Here is an 18,112-nt window from a genome sequence, read left to right on the forward strand (position 1 = left end):
TCGAATCAATTATGAGAACTCCTCAAATTTCCTCTTTGAATATCTTACCATCAATCTCCACCCACATGTTATACTGCCAGTTAGAGACAAGCAATCATGCGCATAGATGACCCACATATACCTGCGTACAAAGAGCAATGAATAATTGATAACCCGGAGGAAGGGTCAACCACCTGCGCAAGGAAGAAGGTTATTCAATGCTGAAAGATACCGCTAAAAACACCCTTAAGCACATCCTTCCCCAGGGGCAGGTATTTGTCGATAGAACAACTCTCATAGCATATGAGGCAGATGCAGGAATCGATAAAGGAAGACCTGATGGGGTAGTCTTACCACGTAACGCGGAGGAGGTCGCGCGAGTAGTACGTTGGGCAGCGGAACACCACGCCCCTCTGGTAGCACGCGGAGCCGGAACGGGCTTATCTGGTGGGGCAGTCGCAGATCGGGCGGAATCATTGTTGAGTTTGTACATATGAATCACATATTGAACCTGGACACTCATGGACGCACGGCTCTCGTTGAGCCTGCCCTCATCAATTTACGCCTGGATGAGAAAGTAAAAGCCCATGGACTATATTTTCCCCCCGACCCTTCCAGCCAACGCGCCTCAACAATGGGCGGCAATGTCGCGGAAAATTCGGGTGGTCCTCATTGCTTCAAATACGGTGTAACGACGAATTATGTCTCAGGCTTAAAAGTTGTCCTGGCCGACGGAAACACGATCCAGGTAGGGGGGCAAGCTTATGATTATCCCGAATACGACCTTTGTGGTCTGCTCACAGGTAGCGAAGGCACCCTGGGTCTACTTACCGAAATCGCGGTCCGTTTGCAGCGCAATCCCCCTGGCGTGAAAACAATGCTAGCGATCTTCGATTCCGTCGAGCAAGCAGGAATCGCAGTATCCGCTATCATCGCCGCTGGATTGGTTCCAGCAACAATGGAGATGATGGACCAACAAATTACTCAAATCATTGAACCATTCGCGCATGCTGGTCTGCCCCTGAATGCTGGGGCCATCCTTATCATTGAAGTCGATGGCTACCCAGAGAGCCTGGGTACACAAATTCGTGAAATCGAGCAGATACTCTTAGCAAACGGCGGCACAGATATCCGTGTGGCTCATAATGAAGAGGAACGCTCCCGCATCTGGCTAGCACGCAAGAGTGCGGCTGGAGCAGTTGCTCGCATAAGCCCATCCTACAGCACTGTTGACATCACCGTTCCTCGTAGCTATCTAGCCGAAACACTAAGCGAAGTTAAACAGATTGTCACACACTACAACCTTAAGGCAGGCTATCTCCTTCACGCAGGAGATGGTAATCTCCATCCAATGGTCCTCATCCCTGAACCAGATAACCCCGAACTACTTCATCGCGTCCACATGGCGAGCTACGATATGGTTCAATTTTGTGTCACCAAAAATGGCAGTCTCAGCGGCGAACATGGCATCGGTATTGAAAAGCGTGAGTTTATGGGACTTATGCATAATACCAACGAGTTAATGGCAATGTGGGACATCAAGCAGGTATTCGATCCTGATATGATTCTCAATCCTGGCAAGATCTTTCCCAGCCCCGAATCTGGAAGCCAGGTGCCATTTAAAGGGTTCTCATTTGGCTATCACAATATTCGCCCCACGATGCAAGCTCCTGAAAGCCCATTTGCGCCTGAAAATGCCGAGGAGGCTGCTAATGGTATTCTGGCTCTTGCAGAGACCCGCCAGCAGGCTTATATAGGCACAACAAACCAGCAAAAATCAGGTATTGAGATTCAGACCCACAAGCTTACAGGCATCAAGGAATACGCTCCAGAAGACATGTATATAACTGTGGGCGCGGGAACCCCTTTAAAAGATATTCAGGAATTCCTGACGAAGGATAATAGATATCTTCCGCTAGCATCGCCCTGGCCCCAGGCGACAATTGGTGGACTGATCGCGGCCAATATCAATGCCCCACTACGCATGCGCCACGGATCAATACGTGACATTTTGCTATCCGCAACAGTCGTATTGCCAGATGGACGTATCATTCGTACTGGTCGCCCTATTGTAAAAAATGTCGCTGGATACGATATTACGAAGCTCTTCGTAGGCTCAAACGGCACGCTGGGTTTGATGACTGACGTCACACTCAAAATCTCGGTTCCTCCGCGTTGCCGGAAAACGCTCCTCTACCCAATACATAGCCTGGATAGCGGCTTGAACCTGGCGAATATCGCGCTGAGATATACGCTAGTTGCCTCGGGTCTCGTACTCTACAATGAGGCACTGGGACCTGGCACTCAAAAGAGCCCCTATACTCTGGCTTACAGCGCTGAAGGTCTAGAACAAGATGTGGATGCGGAGCTGAGCCAGATTCAGGAAGCGTTACGTCAACAGGGCGCACCAACACCGCATATCACAGAGCACTGGAGCGCAACGAATGCCTGGGAGGCATTATTACAGCGCGAAGGAGCGCAGGTACGTATTGGTGTCCCTCCTGGGAATCTATCAGACTACATCAACAAGCAACACGCCAACCTGGACAGCAAAGCTTTTCTTGCGGACTTCAATAGCGGACATATCTACACCACGAACCAAGACGAGCATAGTAGCAATATTAAGCAATGGGTAGAACAGATGCGCCAACTCGCCCTACAAGAAGGGGGCTATGCCATCATCACAACCCTTCCATCCAGTCTAGAAGGCACACTCTCATACTGGGGTTATCAGCCGGATGGTATACAGGTAATGCGGGCACTCAAACAGCGTTGGGATCCACAAGGGCTTCTGCGATCCCGTACAGACTTTCTCTCAGAACTTTCATAGCCACCATGCTTCTCACGGAGTACGTCAAGAAGAATCACGCCCCCATGTCCATTCGTGAATAAGCAGCCAACTGACATGCAATAGATCTAGGGCTTCGTCCTCTAGATCTATTGCATGTGAACCAGTAACCCCACAAATACTCCCTTAGGGTGGGCCATTTTATAGGTACCAGAACTGCTGTGCATATCGAAGCCCTAGCAATTCTTACTAATAACCTGACAGATACCAAGTTTAAGAGCAACAACTCAAAAAGTCAGGGAGAAAAATAGCTTAAGCAGAAGTATTCTGTGCATGAAAAGCCAAAGACCGAGTCGCACAAAGCTCAAGGGTAAGAACTTATTACAAAGGGTCCTACCCTTACGTTTTCTTATCGCAAAATACTAATTGACGAGCTTGCAAAACTCATATATTTTAGATAGAAATTTGCCAAGCCACAAAGAGATAACAATAATGTCACACGAAGATCTATAAAGTATTGATATAGATCTGCAGGCAAAAAATGGTCAAATTGCTCTTATAATTGTTGATGAATGATATTAAGAGTAGCTCTAATTGCCTTCTAGAACTACTCTCGGTGGAGGAAAACTAGGCAGTAGTTCTAACGAATCAGTGGTTCTCACATCGCATTCTTTGGAGTCTTAACATCATGATTAGCTTGGTCGGGAACATAAAAAAACTGGCTTCTAGAGCCAGTTTAGGAGTGTAGAGAGTGGGCGATTAGGGATTCGAACCCCAGACCTACTGCGTGTAAAGCAGCCGCTCTAACCAGCTGAGCTAATCGCCCGTAATCCTTAAGATTTTTCTATTCCGCTTGTTGGCGAAAAACAAGGCATCCTTATATATCATATTTCGGATGCCCTACAAATGCCCTCGAGTGGACTCGAACCACCACGCCCTTTCGAGCACAGGCCCTCAACCTGCTGCGTATACCATTCCGCCACGAGGGCTGATTGCTAACGGATTACGTGTGCCATAATACACCGAAGCACCAGATTTGTCAACAGTTTTATAGTGGCTTTTTCGAATTTCCTCCGAAGTTCCTTCGCGCACACCTTCTATACGCACCTCTCGGCTCTATTGCAGGGCTTTTAGCATGCTAAAAGCCCTGACTACGCCCATCCCCTAGAGAAACAAGCCGAGGATCGGACTCAACCTGCTTCGCTCCATTCTGTTGCTCATTCAAAGCCTCAGCATTACGATAGCGCGAGAGCAGTCCTCCCCCCTTCGAGAAGGTCGCAAGTGGCGAGAGAGACTCGGTAGTTGGCTCACGCACAACACCTTTAGAGTTCAGGCTAAAGAGCGGTGCTATCGGCATATTTTGTCCATGCGAGGCCACAAACTGCTCCGCCTCTCGACCGAGATCTTCGGTTGAAGGCGCAAGTGACATAGAATTAAAGGACAACGATGCCATAGCAGGTTCTGGTGCCTCAGCCGCCCCGGCAAAGGCAGGTACATACGGTGATGGAATATGTAGGCTCCCCATGCTGTCCTGCTCTTCCGCAAGCTCTTGCGTAGTAATGGTGAGTTTACGCCGACGTAGAACCACGCCCAGACAGGCAACAACAAAGGCAATCGCAAGACCACCAAACACTAAGCCATTGCGAAGGGTCACTGGTAAGCTCTCACTTTGTGATTGCTGCTCTTTCTCCGACCGATTTTCGCTCCCAGGCATAATATGTTGCGTGTCTTGTGAGAAGCCCTGACTCGGCAACAAACCAGTAGCATCTGAATCGTAGTGACGGCTCTCACGGGTAGGAGTTGGAGTCACAGGAGGTGGTGGTGGAGCAGTCTGGCTCTGGTAACGCTGCATCGAATTAATCACTTTAGATGCCCAAACAGGAGCACCTGAAGTTCCAACATAGGTGCCACTGATAGCATAAACGGTAGTCATCCCGTTTGCCACATAATTATTACGAATGAGGTTGAACCAGTCCACAATGGCCTCACTATACGAGGCATAATATTTAAAGCTGCTATTCCCGCAGCGCCCTCCCGAAACACTCCCTGGATTACGACAATTGATGCCGACACCCGCAGCTCCGTAGCTCGTCTCGGCAGAAAAGACGCCGAGCGCAAAAGCGTCATCAATGTTTGTCAGTCGCGATTGCTGCTCGATAAGAGCGCCATTGCCAACCATAGGGCTGCCAGCACTTGCTAAGACAGAATCTATGTATGAGCCTGGCAATGAAGGAGGTCCCACAACGTTACCATACGCCGCATGGGTCGCCTCGCTTTGTTGAATCTGCCAGAGCAATGTCGCGGCTCCCCCCATAGCAATAACCAGTACGCTACAGAGCAACACAAAATACGAACGCTTCCGCCGCGCGAGGGCTTCTGGTAGACTTTGAGATGCATTTCTACTTATTGCCATAAATCAATACCAACCTGCATTCGTAACTACTACATTTTGCCGGACAATTCGTTGATACTTGCTCGTTTTACGCATTGAACTGTCTAAAAGATGGTTTGGGGCGTATACTTGGTAGCCTATAAATAGATACTCAATCAATTGTACCACGAGCTAATTTGTTGGCATGAGAAGAATGTCATTATATAGGTAGTATGTCCCAGTAGGGTATGCTATACTGAGGTCGCGCATTTTATCGGCCAATCCTGGCATCCAGGTTCGCTACCTATCAGATGGCCGCTTTCGATCTCAGGAAGAAGATGTTAGCTAAGATGGGGGGTTCGCCATCAATCAATATAGAGGCAAGTGGAATTCACTAACGGGAAATCTGGCAGCAAAAACGCTACTCCACAAACGCTTCCTTATTCAAAGGACAATTGGTCATGGTGGCATGGGAGCTGTTTACCAGGCACGCGACCTCAAGCGCCAGGCGGTATGCGCGATCAAAGAGATGAGCCTCTCGACAGTACCACCTGAAGAGCAAACGCAAGCTATCCAGAACTTTAAGATCGAAGCGAAGATTCTATGGCGGCTGGATCATCCCAACTTGCCAAAATTTACGGGCTTCTTCAGCGAAAATCAGCGCCACTTTCTGGTGATGGAATATATCGATGGGACCACACTGGAAGAGCTTCTTCAACGTAATGATAGTCCATTCTCTGAGCGGCGCGTGCTGGGCTGGGCTCGCCAACTTTGTGACGTGCTGGAATACCTGCATAGCCAGGATCCGCCCATTATCTTTCGTGATATGAAACCTGGCAACGCGATGCTGACTCGCGATGGGCGAATTAAACTCATCGATTTTGGCATCGCTCGCTTCTTCCAACGCTCACGTCAACAAGATACGCAGCAACTTGGCACGCCTGGCTTCGCTCCACCCGAACAGTATGGCGACGCACAAACAGATGAGCGCTCTGATATTTACTCGTTGGCTATGACTCTCTTTGAATTGCTCACTAATACACTTTCAGAGAAGGGATTTGGCCTGAAAAACATTCGCCAATCACATCCCTATATTTCTCCAGGCGTAGCTCGCGCGCTTGAAATCGCAACCTCAATAGATCCTGATGATCGCTACAGCAACGTCGCCGAATTTCGAAGCGCCCTCATCGGTGAACACACCTTTAGCTTTGAAAGTAGTGAGCAAGCAACCACGCCAGAAGAGTTGGCGGAGCTATGCATACAATATCCAGATGAGGCCGCAGACTATCTGGCAAATGGAGAACTTGAATCATGGCTACGCGAAATAGGCGAACAAGATCTAGCACGTGAAGCCCGCCAGATCCGCGCGTTTGTGCTCGATCCACTCGAGTCCGTAGAACAATTTATTCAAAAGGTTCCTGGCACGCATGGCTCCGTTTTCGAAGCTCTGGATCATCCAGATATCCAGCCGCGCAATAAACGCAAGTTCACCAGTTCCACGGCGAAACATTCAGCCACAACTCCACCAATCGATTCGTACCAGGAGGAACACAAACCAAAACACCAAACAAAAACCTCTAACAAACCCATAAGTACCTCCGGCCGAGCTACACCTGCAAATCGAACCCAGAATAAACGCAAAGACATTGGCTGGTTACGTTGGAATGCCCCCGATTTCGAGGTGAACCCCACTAAACTTGACTTTGGAGAGGTGACAGGCGATATCTCCGAGCCTTTAGAGTTAAAAATTAGCAGCACTTCAGGAGACCCTATCCAGGGCACACTACAAACTAGTGAACCCTGGATTGTGCTGGACCAAGAAGAATTTGATGGTGACACAACATATATCAACGTACAGATCAATAGCGACTTGTTATATGGTGGGCGTTACACTGGTACCATCACAATTACTCCCCATGGAAAAGGTACTCCTGGTTCCAGAAACTATAGTCAGGTACTCGTAGAAGCTGACATCCCAGGCTATATGCCGGAGATACGCCATGGCGGCAAAACAAGAGGAGCTGATCTCGACGAAGACGATGAAGAAGAATATACCTACATGGTAAAGGATGCCTCCACATGGAGGCATGTTTCTAGTTCTCAAAAAGCCATTCCAAGAACACCTAAGAGTACGGTTCAAAGGGCTTCTGCGCCTTCACGTGCACCTCGTAGCCAACCTCAAATACAGACTCATGCTCGCGATTTGACCGATGAATCGCTTAAAAGTGATGAAGCGGCGCTGGAGCGATTCGGAGATCCAACTGATCCAACCTACACAGGTTGGAAAATGGTACAAACTTCGCAGCGTCAACAAATCTGGCTGAAGCACATATCAACCTGGATTGGAGCTTTCATGATGGGAAGTATAGGATACTCTATCATCTCATCATGGTTAGCAAGTTTTCATATTAAAACACTCTCGCCCAGCCCCTGGTTCGTGCTCTTTCTAGCAATACTACTTCCCACAACGGCTGTTGGAGCCCTCATCACACATTGGGAGTGGACATGGCAACGAGAACAAATCTTGAATCGCCTTGGCTCAGGTATAGGTAGTGTTCTCATCGCAACGGCCGTCCTCAAAATTCTCTGGCAATTGGTGGCTCATGTAGCCTCGGGAGGAGTACAGCTTCTAATAATGTTGGCGGGAGCATCTATCGCCGCAATACTCGGTACCGATGAACATATGAGTGAGGCAATGATAGATTGGGTGAGTTGGGCCCTGGACTCCATGCGCCGGACGGTTATTGGTCTACTACTCCTTCTGGGAGGAATGCTTGGTTTTCTGCTTACCATCGAGTTTAGCCTCAGCTGGTTTACACTCATTGGTATATTAAGCGGACTCCTGGTAGCCGCGAATCTAATCTGGCGCGTCCACTTAATACAGCAGCAATACCAGCCACAGGAAGATACGTAGTAGAAGGATGTAGAAGAGAATAGTATGCAACCTCAAACCGAAAACTTGCCTTCGCTTCCCGTCATTCTGGGTCCAACAGCATCAGGCAAGAGTTCACTTGGAATCATCTTAGCACAACATTTCTCGGGTGAAATTGTTTCTGCCGATTCCCGACAGGTCTACCGTGGTATGGATATTGGAACCGCCAAGGTGACTCACCAGGAACGCTCACTCGTCCCGCATCATCTCTTAGATGTTGCTGAGCCTGGTGAGACATACACAGTCTCGCAATATCAACATGATGCCAATGAAGCAATTAGAGCCATAATGACACATGGGCAGCTGCCGCTACTTGTAGGTGGATCCCCACATTATATCCAGACAATTGTTGATAATTTTGAGATTCCAGCGGTCCCTCCTCAGCCAGAACTTCGAGCTCAACTTGAGGCCCAACCATTAGAACAATTACTGCCTCAGTTGGAACGTCTCGATCCGCAAAGTTATGCAACAATTGACCGGCGCAACCCGCGTCGGGTTATTCGTGCCCTTGAAGTGTGCCTGATAACAGGTAAGCCATTTTCAGCGCAACGAGGCAAAGCTCATCCACTCTACCGCTGCCTCCTACTAGGTATTCAATGGCCTCGCGAGCTACTCTACCAGCGAATTGATATGCGAGTTGACGAGCGTATGCAGCAAGGGATGGTGGAAGAGGTTCATACTCTACTAAAGGCAGGCATATCTCATGAGCGCCTGGAGGAATTTGGACTGGAATATCGCTTTATTAGCCGTTGGCTTCGAGGAGAATTGACCACCAAAGAAGAAATGGTCCAGAAGCTTAAATATGCGATCCATGATTTCACACGGCGACAGCTTTCCTGGTTCAGGCGCGACAAGCGCATCATCTGGCTTGATGGAGAAACCAATTTAGAGCAACACGCAATAGCTCTGGTGAAAGACTTTCTGCAATGAGTAAAAAGTCGAGAAGAGCGAAGGAATCTGACATCTCCCTCGTGGCGAAGCGACGTTGCTTCAGGTAAGGTTCACGCCAGATCATCTTCGCTCTCTCTTCGCTCAGACCCGAAGGAGACATGTAAGGGCTATACACATGGGAAGGGGTGTGTTGGTTTTCCCATACACACATGACGAACAAAGGTTGAAAGCCACACTGGAAGAAATCTTTCAACGCTTTCATGATGAAGCATACCTGACAAAGCTAAATTAACTCTGTGGTAACTCTAAATTTAGCCTGAGAGTGAAAATAAAACATAAAAAGAGGGTACGGCAGGACAATGATATAGAGAATAATCATTGCTCGGCCGCACCCTCTTCTCGGCTATCAACTCCTAGCTTCGTGGGGGACGCACAGCTACAACAACCTGTGTGGCTCCAAGCTCATCATCGTCCTCCATATCCGCTTCGGTCAGCTCGAACGGATTCTCATCGACGCTAATTTCTTTGTCCATCTCCCGTTCTTCAGAAGGAGGCACTACTGCTAGAGCAGGCGCAACTGGCAAGTTACTCTCTACCACAAGGCCATTATTCATATAAAGATGATAAGGGAACATTGCGGGATCAAAAGCACTACTGTGCGAAATCAGAATAACCTGCTCAAAATGTTTGCTCAAGGTATCACCAGAGACAACATCAACTAGCGCCTGAGCACGCGCACGATCAAACGAGCTAAGTGGCTCATCCAATAGCGCAAAGCCAGGGGCGGCTTGCTCTTCTTGGGGCAATACCGCGATGGCAAAAGCCAGGCGGAGCGCTAGTGAAAGCTGATCGGCAGTGCCGCCTGAAAGCGCGGCTTTGGAAATGTACTCGCCAGCAGCAGCTTCCCAAACAGCCAGGCGCATTGGGCCACCACTAATCGTCCCTTCCTCTTCGTCAGTTGTCAGATGCACATCGTGGTAGCGTCCGCTGGTCAACAATGGTAGGATCTGCTGTATGTACGTTTCAGTACGCGGAACCACCTTGCGTAACATGCGCTGATACAGCTCATTAATGATACGCTGACCGTGGAACTTCGTCTGGTAAGAGCGCTCCTGCTGCTCCATATGCAGGCGTGTTTCTTCCAGGTTGAGCGTCTCACCGCCTGTTTGCAGTTGCTGACTCAGCTCTATCTCCTGACCTTCTAAGACATGCAGCTCTCTTTCGAGCGTCTCGCGCTCTTCCTCCAGCCGAGTGCGATCCTCGCTAGTATAATCAGCAAGCAAGGGCCAGATCGATGTGATATCTTCAAGCGTCAAGGATTGAGGTTCGGAGCGCTTACGCTGCTGTAGAAGATCACGTATGTGCTCCTGCACATTGATGATCTCCTGTTTACACAACTCGATTTTGGCCTTAGCAGCTCCTTCTCGTCCATCGAGCTTCTCAGTCTCTTTAACCAGAGTCTCTTCATTCGTCTCTTGTAATTCCTGTGCGCAACGCTCACGTAAAGAGGTGAGAGCCTCTGCGAAGGGATTCGGTGGAACAATCCAGCTTCCAAGCGTGTTGCTATATTTCGCAAGCTGCTTATAGTGCTCGGCCAGAAGATCCTGTAGCTCTCGAAGTTGCCTCGTATACTTGGTCAGGCGCTCCTGAAGTGTAAATTTGTTTCCAAGAGAGATGTGCAGTTCCTCTAGCTTCTTGCGGGCAGCCAATTCGGCATTGCTCACTGGTGTCTGACCAAAAGTGATACCCAGGGCATTTACCCGCTGACGTAGCGAATTATTCAACGATTGAAGCGCTTGCTTAAGCGCAAATTGTTGTTCACGCGTACGCTCAAGTTGCTGAATAGGCGGATTCTTCAAGAGTTGCGTGTTACGCTCATTCACAGCGCGTTGGCGTTCGAGCAATACATCCAACGCTTCCTGATGGATTTTCACCTGAGCTGCCAGATTGGATACCATATCAAGCTTACCATCAAGCGAGGCAAGTTCACGCTCAGAATCTCTGATATTCCCCTCAACGAGCGTTTCCAGTTCGGGAACGCCCGAGCCGCTGATATCGTCAAGGGCAGCAATTCCAATAAATGGTGTCACAGTACCTGCATCAGCACCACGAAACCGCTCGTTTATGCTTGGTAGCGGCAATCCCTCCTGACCCGCCAGTAAGGTAATTTCCTGTTGCATCAACTGTACAGCAGACTGCTCTTTGACGATACGCTCGTCCATATAATTCCAGTCGGACTTACGGCGCAACGTCTCTAACTGAGTGAGCTCCTGTTTTAATTTGTTGACGGCCTCGCCAGCGAGATTGGCGCGATTGCGCACCCCATTCGCTTCTTCGCGATGTTCCTGGGCTCGCTTTTGAATATCGGCTAGGCTCTCACCTTCGTCGCGTATCTGCTGAAGCATGTTTTGAGCCTCTTCGAGAGAGGAGGGGATATTTCCCCCTAGCGTCTGGATCTCGCGCTCCACCTGAGCTAGAGATTCAGGGCTACCACCCATGCGGATCGCAGTTTCTCGGGCGGCTACCATCATGCCAACCTTACTGATGGCATCTTGCATCTGATGATCGGTCTCCTCCGCCTCGGTACGAGCACGACCGTGATTTTGCCAACCCCAGATAAAGGCGCCTACTAAAAGAAGAGCAATAATAGCGGCGATAGCGCCAACGAGAGCATTACCCTGTGCTAAAAAGGCATATAGTGCGAAACCGAATGCCAGAAGGAAAACACCAACACAACAGATGAGCAAGAGCTTATATCGCGTCACAGAGGTCCGAGCAGCCATTGCCAGATGATTCAGCCTCTCCTGATGACGATATGCTTCATGAACATGCTTCTCAGCTTGTGCCAGGCCTTGTGAGAGTCCCTTGAGGCGCTGCCACTCTTCCAGATGTCGACGCATGCTAAGGAAACGCCAGCGCTTCTCCAGCCCTTCAGCCTGTTGCTGCGCCTTACGAGCCTCTGCATCAATACCTTCATATTCTCGTTCGGCATCGCCTAGAGAACGCTTGATCTGATCTATCTGGATTTTGTTCTGAGCAGCTTGTTCCTTCTCTCCAAGCGTTTTTAGATACTGACGCTCGAGTCGACGCAGTTCCGCTAGACGTTTTGCGAGGCTATTAAGGCGCGCTAAGCGGTCCTCAAGTTTTGGGCGGCTTGAGCGACGATGCTCTTCCAGTTCTTGCAATGATTGTTGAGCCTGGTGCAAACGCTCACGGGCGTTTGTCACCTGCACTTCCAGGCTCTTCAAATCATCCCTGACAGACTGATGATCTTTCTCCTGTTGTTCCAGTTCCTTAATTGAGTCGACAACGCTCAGCAGATCGTTAGACATTCGCTGGAGCGTCCCAAATGAGCGCAGAAGCTCGCTCAGCTCACCCACGCGCTTTTCAAGTGATGGTAGCTCTTCCTGTTCGCGTCGTTCCAGTTCTGAAAGCTGTCGTTCTAGCTCTGGTACTTCACGGCGTGCCTCGGCAATACCATCATAGGCGGAGATAATCTCTTCTAGGGTCGTATCAGCTCGCCGCAATTGTTGAACTCGATGACGACGCAATTTTAAATCACTTCGCTGCGCCTTCACCTCTTCCAGCGTGGTCTCTTGCTCAACAATATCCGCCTCTTGCGCCTCAATCTCTCGCAAATCATCGTGGACACTAACCACATCTAGGGCTAGCTCAGTATCTCCTAATTGCCGACTCAACTCAGGGATGCGCGCTTGCATTTCGGCAAGACGCAATCGCTCACGGCTGGTATGCAAAGCTTGCTCATCTTCGGGTGCGACTTTGAAGCGTTCACCAACCATCACAAGTTGCTCTAAACCTAGCAGGTGGCGTACAGTCTTCTCTCGCTCCGCGCCTGTGAGATCCTCTAGACGTGTCAAACCTTTTTGTTCAATAAGGCATGAATTGCGTAACGCTTCGCCATCCATATGCCCTAATTCCGCAATAATGCGCTCATTGGCGATAGTGAGATCCGTAATTTCCTCACTCTCACCCTCATCATCTTGCGCAACCAGGAGGCGCACCTGTTGACCCTGACCACGCTCAAGTGTGCGCTTAATGGTCATCTCAGTAGTACCAACTGAGAGAAGCAGAGAAACAGTAGCGCGGGGAGCGCCATAAGAAATGATATCATCGAGGGAACGTTTTTTCTTGCGGTCAGGGGTAAGTGCCTCACCATAAAGCGCAAAATAAATACTTTCAAGCAAGGTTGACTTGCCTGACTCATTCGGCCCTTGTATCAGAATACTCCCACGTTGAGGGAAATGAACATTTAATTCGTGCAAGAGGCGAAAGCGCTCAACTGTTAAATGTTTCAGGATAATCATGGATATAACTCCGTTCGCCAAGCCCTTACCGGGGCCTTCACCATATCAGGCAGCCGTCTGCATGGCCCCCCGGACAACACCTACCTTTTTACCTCATCCATCGCTTGCAGTAACTCTTCTTTTGTATATTGTAAAGCTTTCTTCTCTTGCTCATCGGTAGTCTTAGCAATCCACTCATCGGTAAGAGTACGCATCTCGGAAAATAACGAAAGTCTTTCTGTACCCTCAACTGGATAAACTTCCGCTTCGGGAAGAAGTGTCAGTAAACTGTCATCGATGGCAAGCGTAAAGCAGTGCTCTTCGCCATAACGACGAATCTGATTCAGATCCAATTCGTGATATTGTCGCCGCGAAATCTGGCCTTCTAGCCGAACCTGAAGCATTGTATCCTCGCTACAAAGGGGGCGCAAGCGTTCGAGTATCAATTCGGTTCGTGACAATGCTGGCGCATCTCCATCAACGCCGTCAGAACCTTCAGGCCACAACTCGCTTGTTTGAATTATCAGGCGCTTGCATTGTAGAGCATCAAGCGAGGAAATGTGATTGCACCAGCGAATGCCATCGGCGGCGATACCCATAAATACAAAGCCAGGCTCCTGTTTAGGGCTGGTAAAGTCAACATGCTGAGTAGCACCAGCAACAACAAGCTCGGTTTGGTTGATACGTTGACGCGTATGTCCATGATGATATCCAGCAAGAATATACTTGAACATCGACAAGTTAGATATGCTTTCCTGGCTCACACAAGCGCGTGTGTCTAAGAGGGAGGAGCCAGTTACAAGGCCCTCGATTGGCGCGTGCAGTAGCAAAATAGGAACCGCAGCTCCCTCAATATTCACACTCACACGCAGATTAGCAAGGGGATCACCCACCTGACCAGCCAATACCCCAATACCCGCTATACCAACGCGCACACCATGCACATCAATGATCTCAGCGGGCAGAGGTTCTCCTTGTTTAGGAATAGGAGAACAATAATGAAGGGCTCCCAGACGCGCAAAGCTCATCTGCGGAGCGGGCGTCGCCTCTGTTAGAGGAGTATCATGCACGCCCCCAAGGGCTATAGTACGTACACCAGCCTGTTTCAACTGCGCCAAGCGTTCAGCAACGAAACTACGATCCTGCTCATCAGGATTGGAAGCATCAAAAAGATCACCACCCTGCACGAAAAGATCTACACCTTGCACGATGGCAAAATCAGTCGCTTGCTGGAAAGCCCGACGCAAACGCTGCTGCCGCTCCTCACGCCTTTGAGGCTGCTGCCCAAAAGTAGAAAAACCCAGGTGATTATCAGCGGTCAGAACCAGAGTTACAACATCATTGTGTTGCGACCCCAACTCAGGTGATTCTTGCTGCTTTGGTTGCTTTTGAGTAGATTTATCCGCCATAATTTGTTACATCCAGACGTGCATCGAATGCTTGTTTTGTACAGCAAAGAGGCACACAACTAGTACCTTTTTTGAAAAGCATCAAAGTGAGTCTATCACAAAAGATAACGATTCCAAACGAAATAGGAGAGATAGAGGGACTATTTGGGGAATAACATTGTTCATTGATCCCCTATATACATAGAATAATAAGCAGCCCTACCAGGGCAACCCCAGAAAGCGAAATGATAGCCAAAAGTACCTCTTTCACTGCCTCACATAGACACAACCAAAAGCAACGTATTAATATGTTACATATTCAAGCAAAGATATCTTTCTATTCCCTCTTTGTAACAGCAAACAGAACTGCGCTATTAGGCAGGAGCACAATTTCACCTGTAGGCGGGAGAGCAATGTGGTGGACGCAAAACAAATAAGCAAAGATCGCGAGACGAGAAAAGTTCTTCTTTCATTCGCCAGGAGTATACAAGAGCGCGACATAGTCACCTATGAACATTCGCGCCGTGTAGCGACTTATGCTTCACGCTTAGCTCGCTATCTGGGTTGGAGCAGGCGTGAAGCGCGTGATCTGGCTCTTGCGGCCCTGGTCCACGATCTTGGAAAGACATGGATTACGAATGATATCTTAAACAAGTCGGCAGCCCTATCAGAAGAAGAGCGACAAAAGATGGAACGCCACCCTATCATTGGAGCGCGCATTCTTGTTGGTTGCGATATCCATTCTTTTTATGTGGAAGCGGTCCTCCATCATCATGAAGCATGGGATGGACATGGCTATCCAGCTGGCCTCCGAGGTGAAGAGATTCCTCTTAGCGCCCGTATCCTGACTGTGGCTGATGTCTATGATGTTATTACTTCACAACGCCCTTATAAAGCACCTCTTTCGAACGATGCTGCCAGAGAGCGCCTCGCCCAGGCATCCGGAACCAGCTTTGATCCTATCTTAACACGCGCCTTCTTACACCTGATCGACAATACACCGGATTTTACCTTGAAACAGCACGTTTGTGCCATGCCGCAGACCGAAGATCTGGAACTTATCCTGAGTCCACAAAATTTCTTAACCGGTGCATAGTATATTACCCCCTAAAGCATGCAGAGCATATCACATGCTTCTCCTCGTTTATCAAGTTTCTTTTAGAGAATGGTTCCTTCTGTTAAACCCCACTTTTTTATCAACCTCTGATAGGTGCCATCACGCTGCAATATTGTTAACGTAGACGCAATAGCCAAATAGAGATCATTAGCATCATCATTGTTTACGGCAATACCTTCTGGAGTAACATTAAGGAGTGGTCCGGTCTGCTCCACGTGTTGAGGATGATGGGCGGCATAAAAACCAGCCTGGGGCAAATCTAAAAAAGTTGCATCAATATGCCTTAAATACAAGTTATCCATCATCTCTTCATATGAAGTTGCAAGTTTCACATCTATAGAGGGTCGGCCTGCTTCAACGCAACTTGTGCTTGTCGATTTGAGGTCACTCTGCTCTAAAGAATCCTTGAGTGCCGCCACTTTCTTGCCACACAAGTCATCTAAACTACCAATATGTGAAGGGTTTCCCCATGGTACCATCAACGCTTCTCCACCCTTGAAGTAAGGTATCAGATGCACCTTGGTACGTAGCATATCGGTAATAGGAATCGCAGCGATGGCCACATCAAGATCGCCATGAACAATGCTATCAATGAGCGTTGTGTAAGGCATATTCACAACATTTACTTTCAAACCTAAACGCTTTGCTATCTCAGTAATAAGATCAATATCAAAACCAGTTGGCTGATGCGAAACCTGATCAGTAAAGGCCTGAGGTGGATATGCCAGGTAGCTTCCAACAGTTAACACGCCTGCATTAATAAGGCCTTCAGGATTTTGCACAATCGGCTGGCTTGAAGGTGTGGAAGAAGGTGTACTCTTTCTGGAGGGCATCAGGTCATTGTCGCAAGCACTCAATAGCAGAAGCAACCCGATACAAACACAATTCGCTAGAGTACACAGCCAACGCTGCCAGGACGGGGAACAATACACCAAGGAGTCACTCCTCTTCACCATGTGTTGCTAGCTACTACAGAGGCAAACAGTATCGGACAATACTAGTATTACGTTGAAAAGAAATACTCTCTCACGCGATACAGGCAATGCTTACCACTTTTCTCTCTTGCGATAGACCTACTTCTTACCAGCCACCAGGCATTATAAAACTTAATAGAGAGCCTCCCTCACCAAAAGTCAGTTTGAGTAACAGACTTGCTTTCCTATCTAAAAAAGTAGGTAGCAGTTGATAAAACCGAAGTTCTGCACATTTTCCCTGGACTTGTCCACATTTTTTGTGGATAACTTCTCTAAGACGCACATTTCATTAGTTGTCTGTAGCCACCGAAAACTCACAAAGGTAATAAGGGGAGATTTCCTTATTACCCTCGACGCACAATTCTCCACATAAATATACATTATCTTACTTATACCATTTTATATTACAAAAGATGTATTTCCTTTCCACAAAAGTTATCCACAAAATGTGGATAACTTTTCCACATTTTCACATATCTTCACACAAAACGCTATATCGTATTAGTTATCCACAATCGTTGTGGATAACTTTTCCACACTTTCCACATTCACTGTCTGCTTGTGTGGATTTTTCCACAGCAGTTATCCACAAGTTATCCACAGGTTTTCCACATTTTCACATATCTTCACACAAAACGCTATATCGTATTAACTTTTCCACAATGATTGTGGATAACTTTTCCACACTTTCCACATTCACTGTCTGCTTGTGTGGATTTTTCCACACAAAAATGAACAAAAATGAAAGAGTTATCCACAAAGCAGGCAGCATGGAAAAGTTATCCACAATGATTGTGGATAACTTTTCCACAGGTTTTCCACATTTTCACATACCTTCACACAAAACGCTATATCGTATTAGTTATCCACAACGATTGTGGATAACTTTTCCACACTTTCCACAATGATTTACGCATATAAATACACAAACTAAGTTATCCACAATCGTTGTGGATAACTTTTCCACAGGTTTTCCACATTTTCACATACCTTCACACAAAACGCTATATCGTATAAAGTTATCCACAATGATTGTGGATAACTTTTCCACACTTTCCACATTCACTGCCCGCTTGTGTGGATTTTTCCACAGTGTTAATGCATACATTTCAGATTTTCTATATTTATATATGAAATATTTGTCAGAAAAAGGAGTTATCCACAGAAAATGTGGAAAAGTTATCCACAAATCCACAAACCGGTGGATAAAGAGCAAAAGTTATCCACAGTGATTGTGGATAACTTTTCCACAATGCTCCAAAACTTAAAAATTGGCTTCAAGTTTTCCACAGGTTTTCCACGACTTATCCACGAGTTTTCCACAGGTTTTCCACCTTCTTTTAGTTGCCTGTGGAATTTTCCACAGTA

The 18,112-nt window shown here is 47.9% G+C and carries 8 protein-coding genes, 2 tRNA genes and 1 pseudogene; 5 read left to right on the forward strand and 6 right to left on the reverse strand.

Features of this window, described 5'->3' with window-relative positions:
- Positions 1 to 197: 197 nt before the first annotated feature.
- Positions 198 to 1,552, forward strand: a pseudogene (locus tag K3T82_RS47660) (FAD-binding oxidoreductase); the annotation flags it as partial.
- Between the two features lie 87 nt (positions 1,553 to 1,639).
- Positions 1,640 to 2,809 (forward strand): FAD-binding oxidoreductase, encoded by a 1,170-nt coding sequence (locus tag K3T82_RS47665; protein ID WP_236031285.1) that lies wholly within the window; start codon positions 1,640 to 1,642, stop codon positions 2,807 to 2,809.
- 710 nt (positions 2,810 to 3,519) lie between these two features.
- Here K3T82_RS47665 and K3T82_RS11820 read toward each other — a convergent pair.
- The 3 genes from K3T82_RS11820 to K3T82_RS11830 all read right to left on the reverse strand — a co-directional run bounded on the left by K3T82_RS11820 (position 3,520) and on the right by K3T82_RS11830 (position 5,180).
- Positions 3,520 to 3,593, reverse strand: a tRNA-Val gene (locus K3T82_RS11820).
- Between the two features lie 81 nt (positions 3,594 to 3,674).
- Positions 3,675 to 3,756: transfer RNA gene (locus K3T82_RS11825), tRNA-Leu, on the reverse strand.
- A gap of 149 nt (positions 3,757 to 3,905) precedes the next feature.
- Positions 3,906 to 5,180, reverse strand: a complete 1,275-nt coding sequence (locus K3T82_RS11830) for a hypothetical protein (RefSeq protein ID WP_220193656.1) — start codon at positions 5,178 to 5,180, stop codon at positions 3,906 to 3,908.
- Positions 5,181 to 5,592: 412 nt separating this feature from the next.
- On the opposite strand from K3T82_RS11830, the gene K3T82_RS11835 reads away from it, so the two are divergent.
- Both K3T82_RS11835 and miaA read left to right on the forward strand, forming a co-directional pair.
- On the forward strand, positions 5,593 to 8,052 hold the full coding sequence (locus K3T82_RS11835; RefSeq protein ID WP_268886655.1) for a serine/threonine protein kinase: 2,460 nt from the start codon (positions 5,593 to 5,595) through the stop codon (positions 8,050 to 8,052).
- A 24-nt stretch (positions 8,053 to 8,076) separates the two neighbouring features.
- On the forward strand, positions 8,077 to 9,000 hold the full coding sequence (miaA, locus tag K3T82_RS11840; RefSeq protein WP_220193658.1) for a tRNA (adenosine(37)-N6)-dimethylallyltransferase MiaA: 924 nt from the start codon (positions 8,077 to 8,079) through the stop codon (positions 8,998 to 9,000).
- Positions 9,001 to 9,374: 374 nt separating this feature from the next.
- Here miaA and K3T82_RS11845 read toward each other — a convergent pair whose 3' ends face one another.
- Positions 9,375 to 13,286 (reverse strand): AAA family ATPase, encoded by a 3,912-nt coding sequence (locus tag K3T82_RS11845; protein WP_220193659.1) that lies wholly within the window; start codon positions 13,284 to 13,286, stop codon positions 9,375 to 9,377.
- Positions 13,287 to 13,366: 80 nt separating this feature from the next.
- Positions 13,367 to 14,674 (reverse strand): metallophosphoesterase family protein, encoded by a 1,308-nt coding sequence (locus K3T82_RS11850; protein WP_220193660.1) that lies wholly within the window; start codon positions 14,672 to 14,674, stop codon positions 13,367 to 13,369.
- Positions 14,675 to 15,071: 397 nt separating this feature from the next.
- On the opposite strand from K3T82_RS11850, the gene K3T82_RS11855 reads away from it, so the two are divergent.
- On the forward strand, positions 15,072 to 15,749 hold the full coding sequence (locus K3T82_RS11855) for an HD-GYP domain-containing protein (RefSeq protein ID WP_220193661.1): 678 nt from the start codon (positions 15,072 to 15,074) through the stop codon (positions 15,747 to 15,749).
- Between the two features lie 62 nt (positions 15,750 to 15,811).
- Here the strand turns inward: K3T82_RS11855 and K3T82_RS11860 are convergent, their stop codons facing one another.
- Positions 15,812 to 16,552, reverse strand: coding sequence for a transporter substrate-binding domain-containing protein (locus tag K3T82_RS11860; protein ID WP_220193662.1), 741 nt, complete (start codon positions 16,550 to 16,552; stop codon positions 15,812 to 15,814).
- Between the last annotated feature and the right edge of the window lie 1,560 nt (positions 16,553 to 18,112).

The organism is Ktedonospora formicarum (genome assembly GCF_016587355.1).
Taxonomy (GTDB): domain Bacteria; phylum Chloroflexota; class Ktedonobacteria; order Ktedonobacterales; family Ktedonobacteraceae; genus Ktedonobacter; species Ktedonobacter formicarum.

Bases quoted from the DNA above. Each gene is read 5' to 3' on its own strand.
- K3T82_RS11850 (WP_220193660.1), bottom strand. From the start codon at position 14,674: ATGGCGGATAAATCTACTCAAAAGCAACCAAAGCAGCAAGAATCACCT.
- miaA (WP_220193658.1), top strand. From the start codon at position 8,077: ATGCAACCTCAAACCGAAAACTTGCCTTCGCTTCCCGTCATTCTGGGT.
- K3T82_RS47665 (WP_236031285.1), top strand. From the start codon at position 1,640: ATGCAAGCTCCTGAAAGCCCATTTGCGCCTGAAAATGCCGAGGAGGCT.
- K3T82_RS11830 (WP_220193656.1), bottom strand. From the start codon at position 5,180: ATGGCAATAAGTAGAAATGCATCTCAAAGTCTACCAGAAGCCCTCGCG.
- K3T82_RS11845 (WP_220193659.1), bottom strand. From the start codon at position 13,286: ATGATTATCCTGAAACATTTAACAGTTGAGCGCTTTCGCCTCTTGCAC.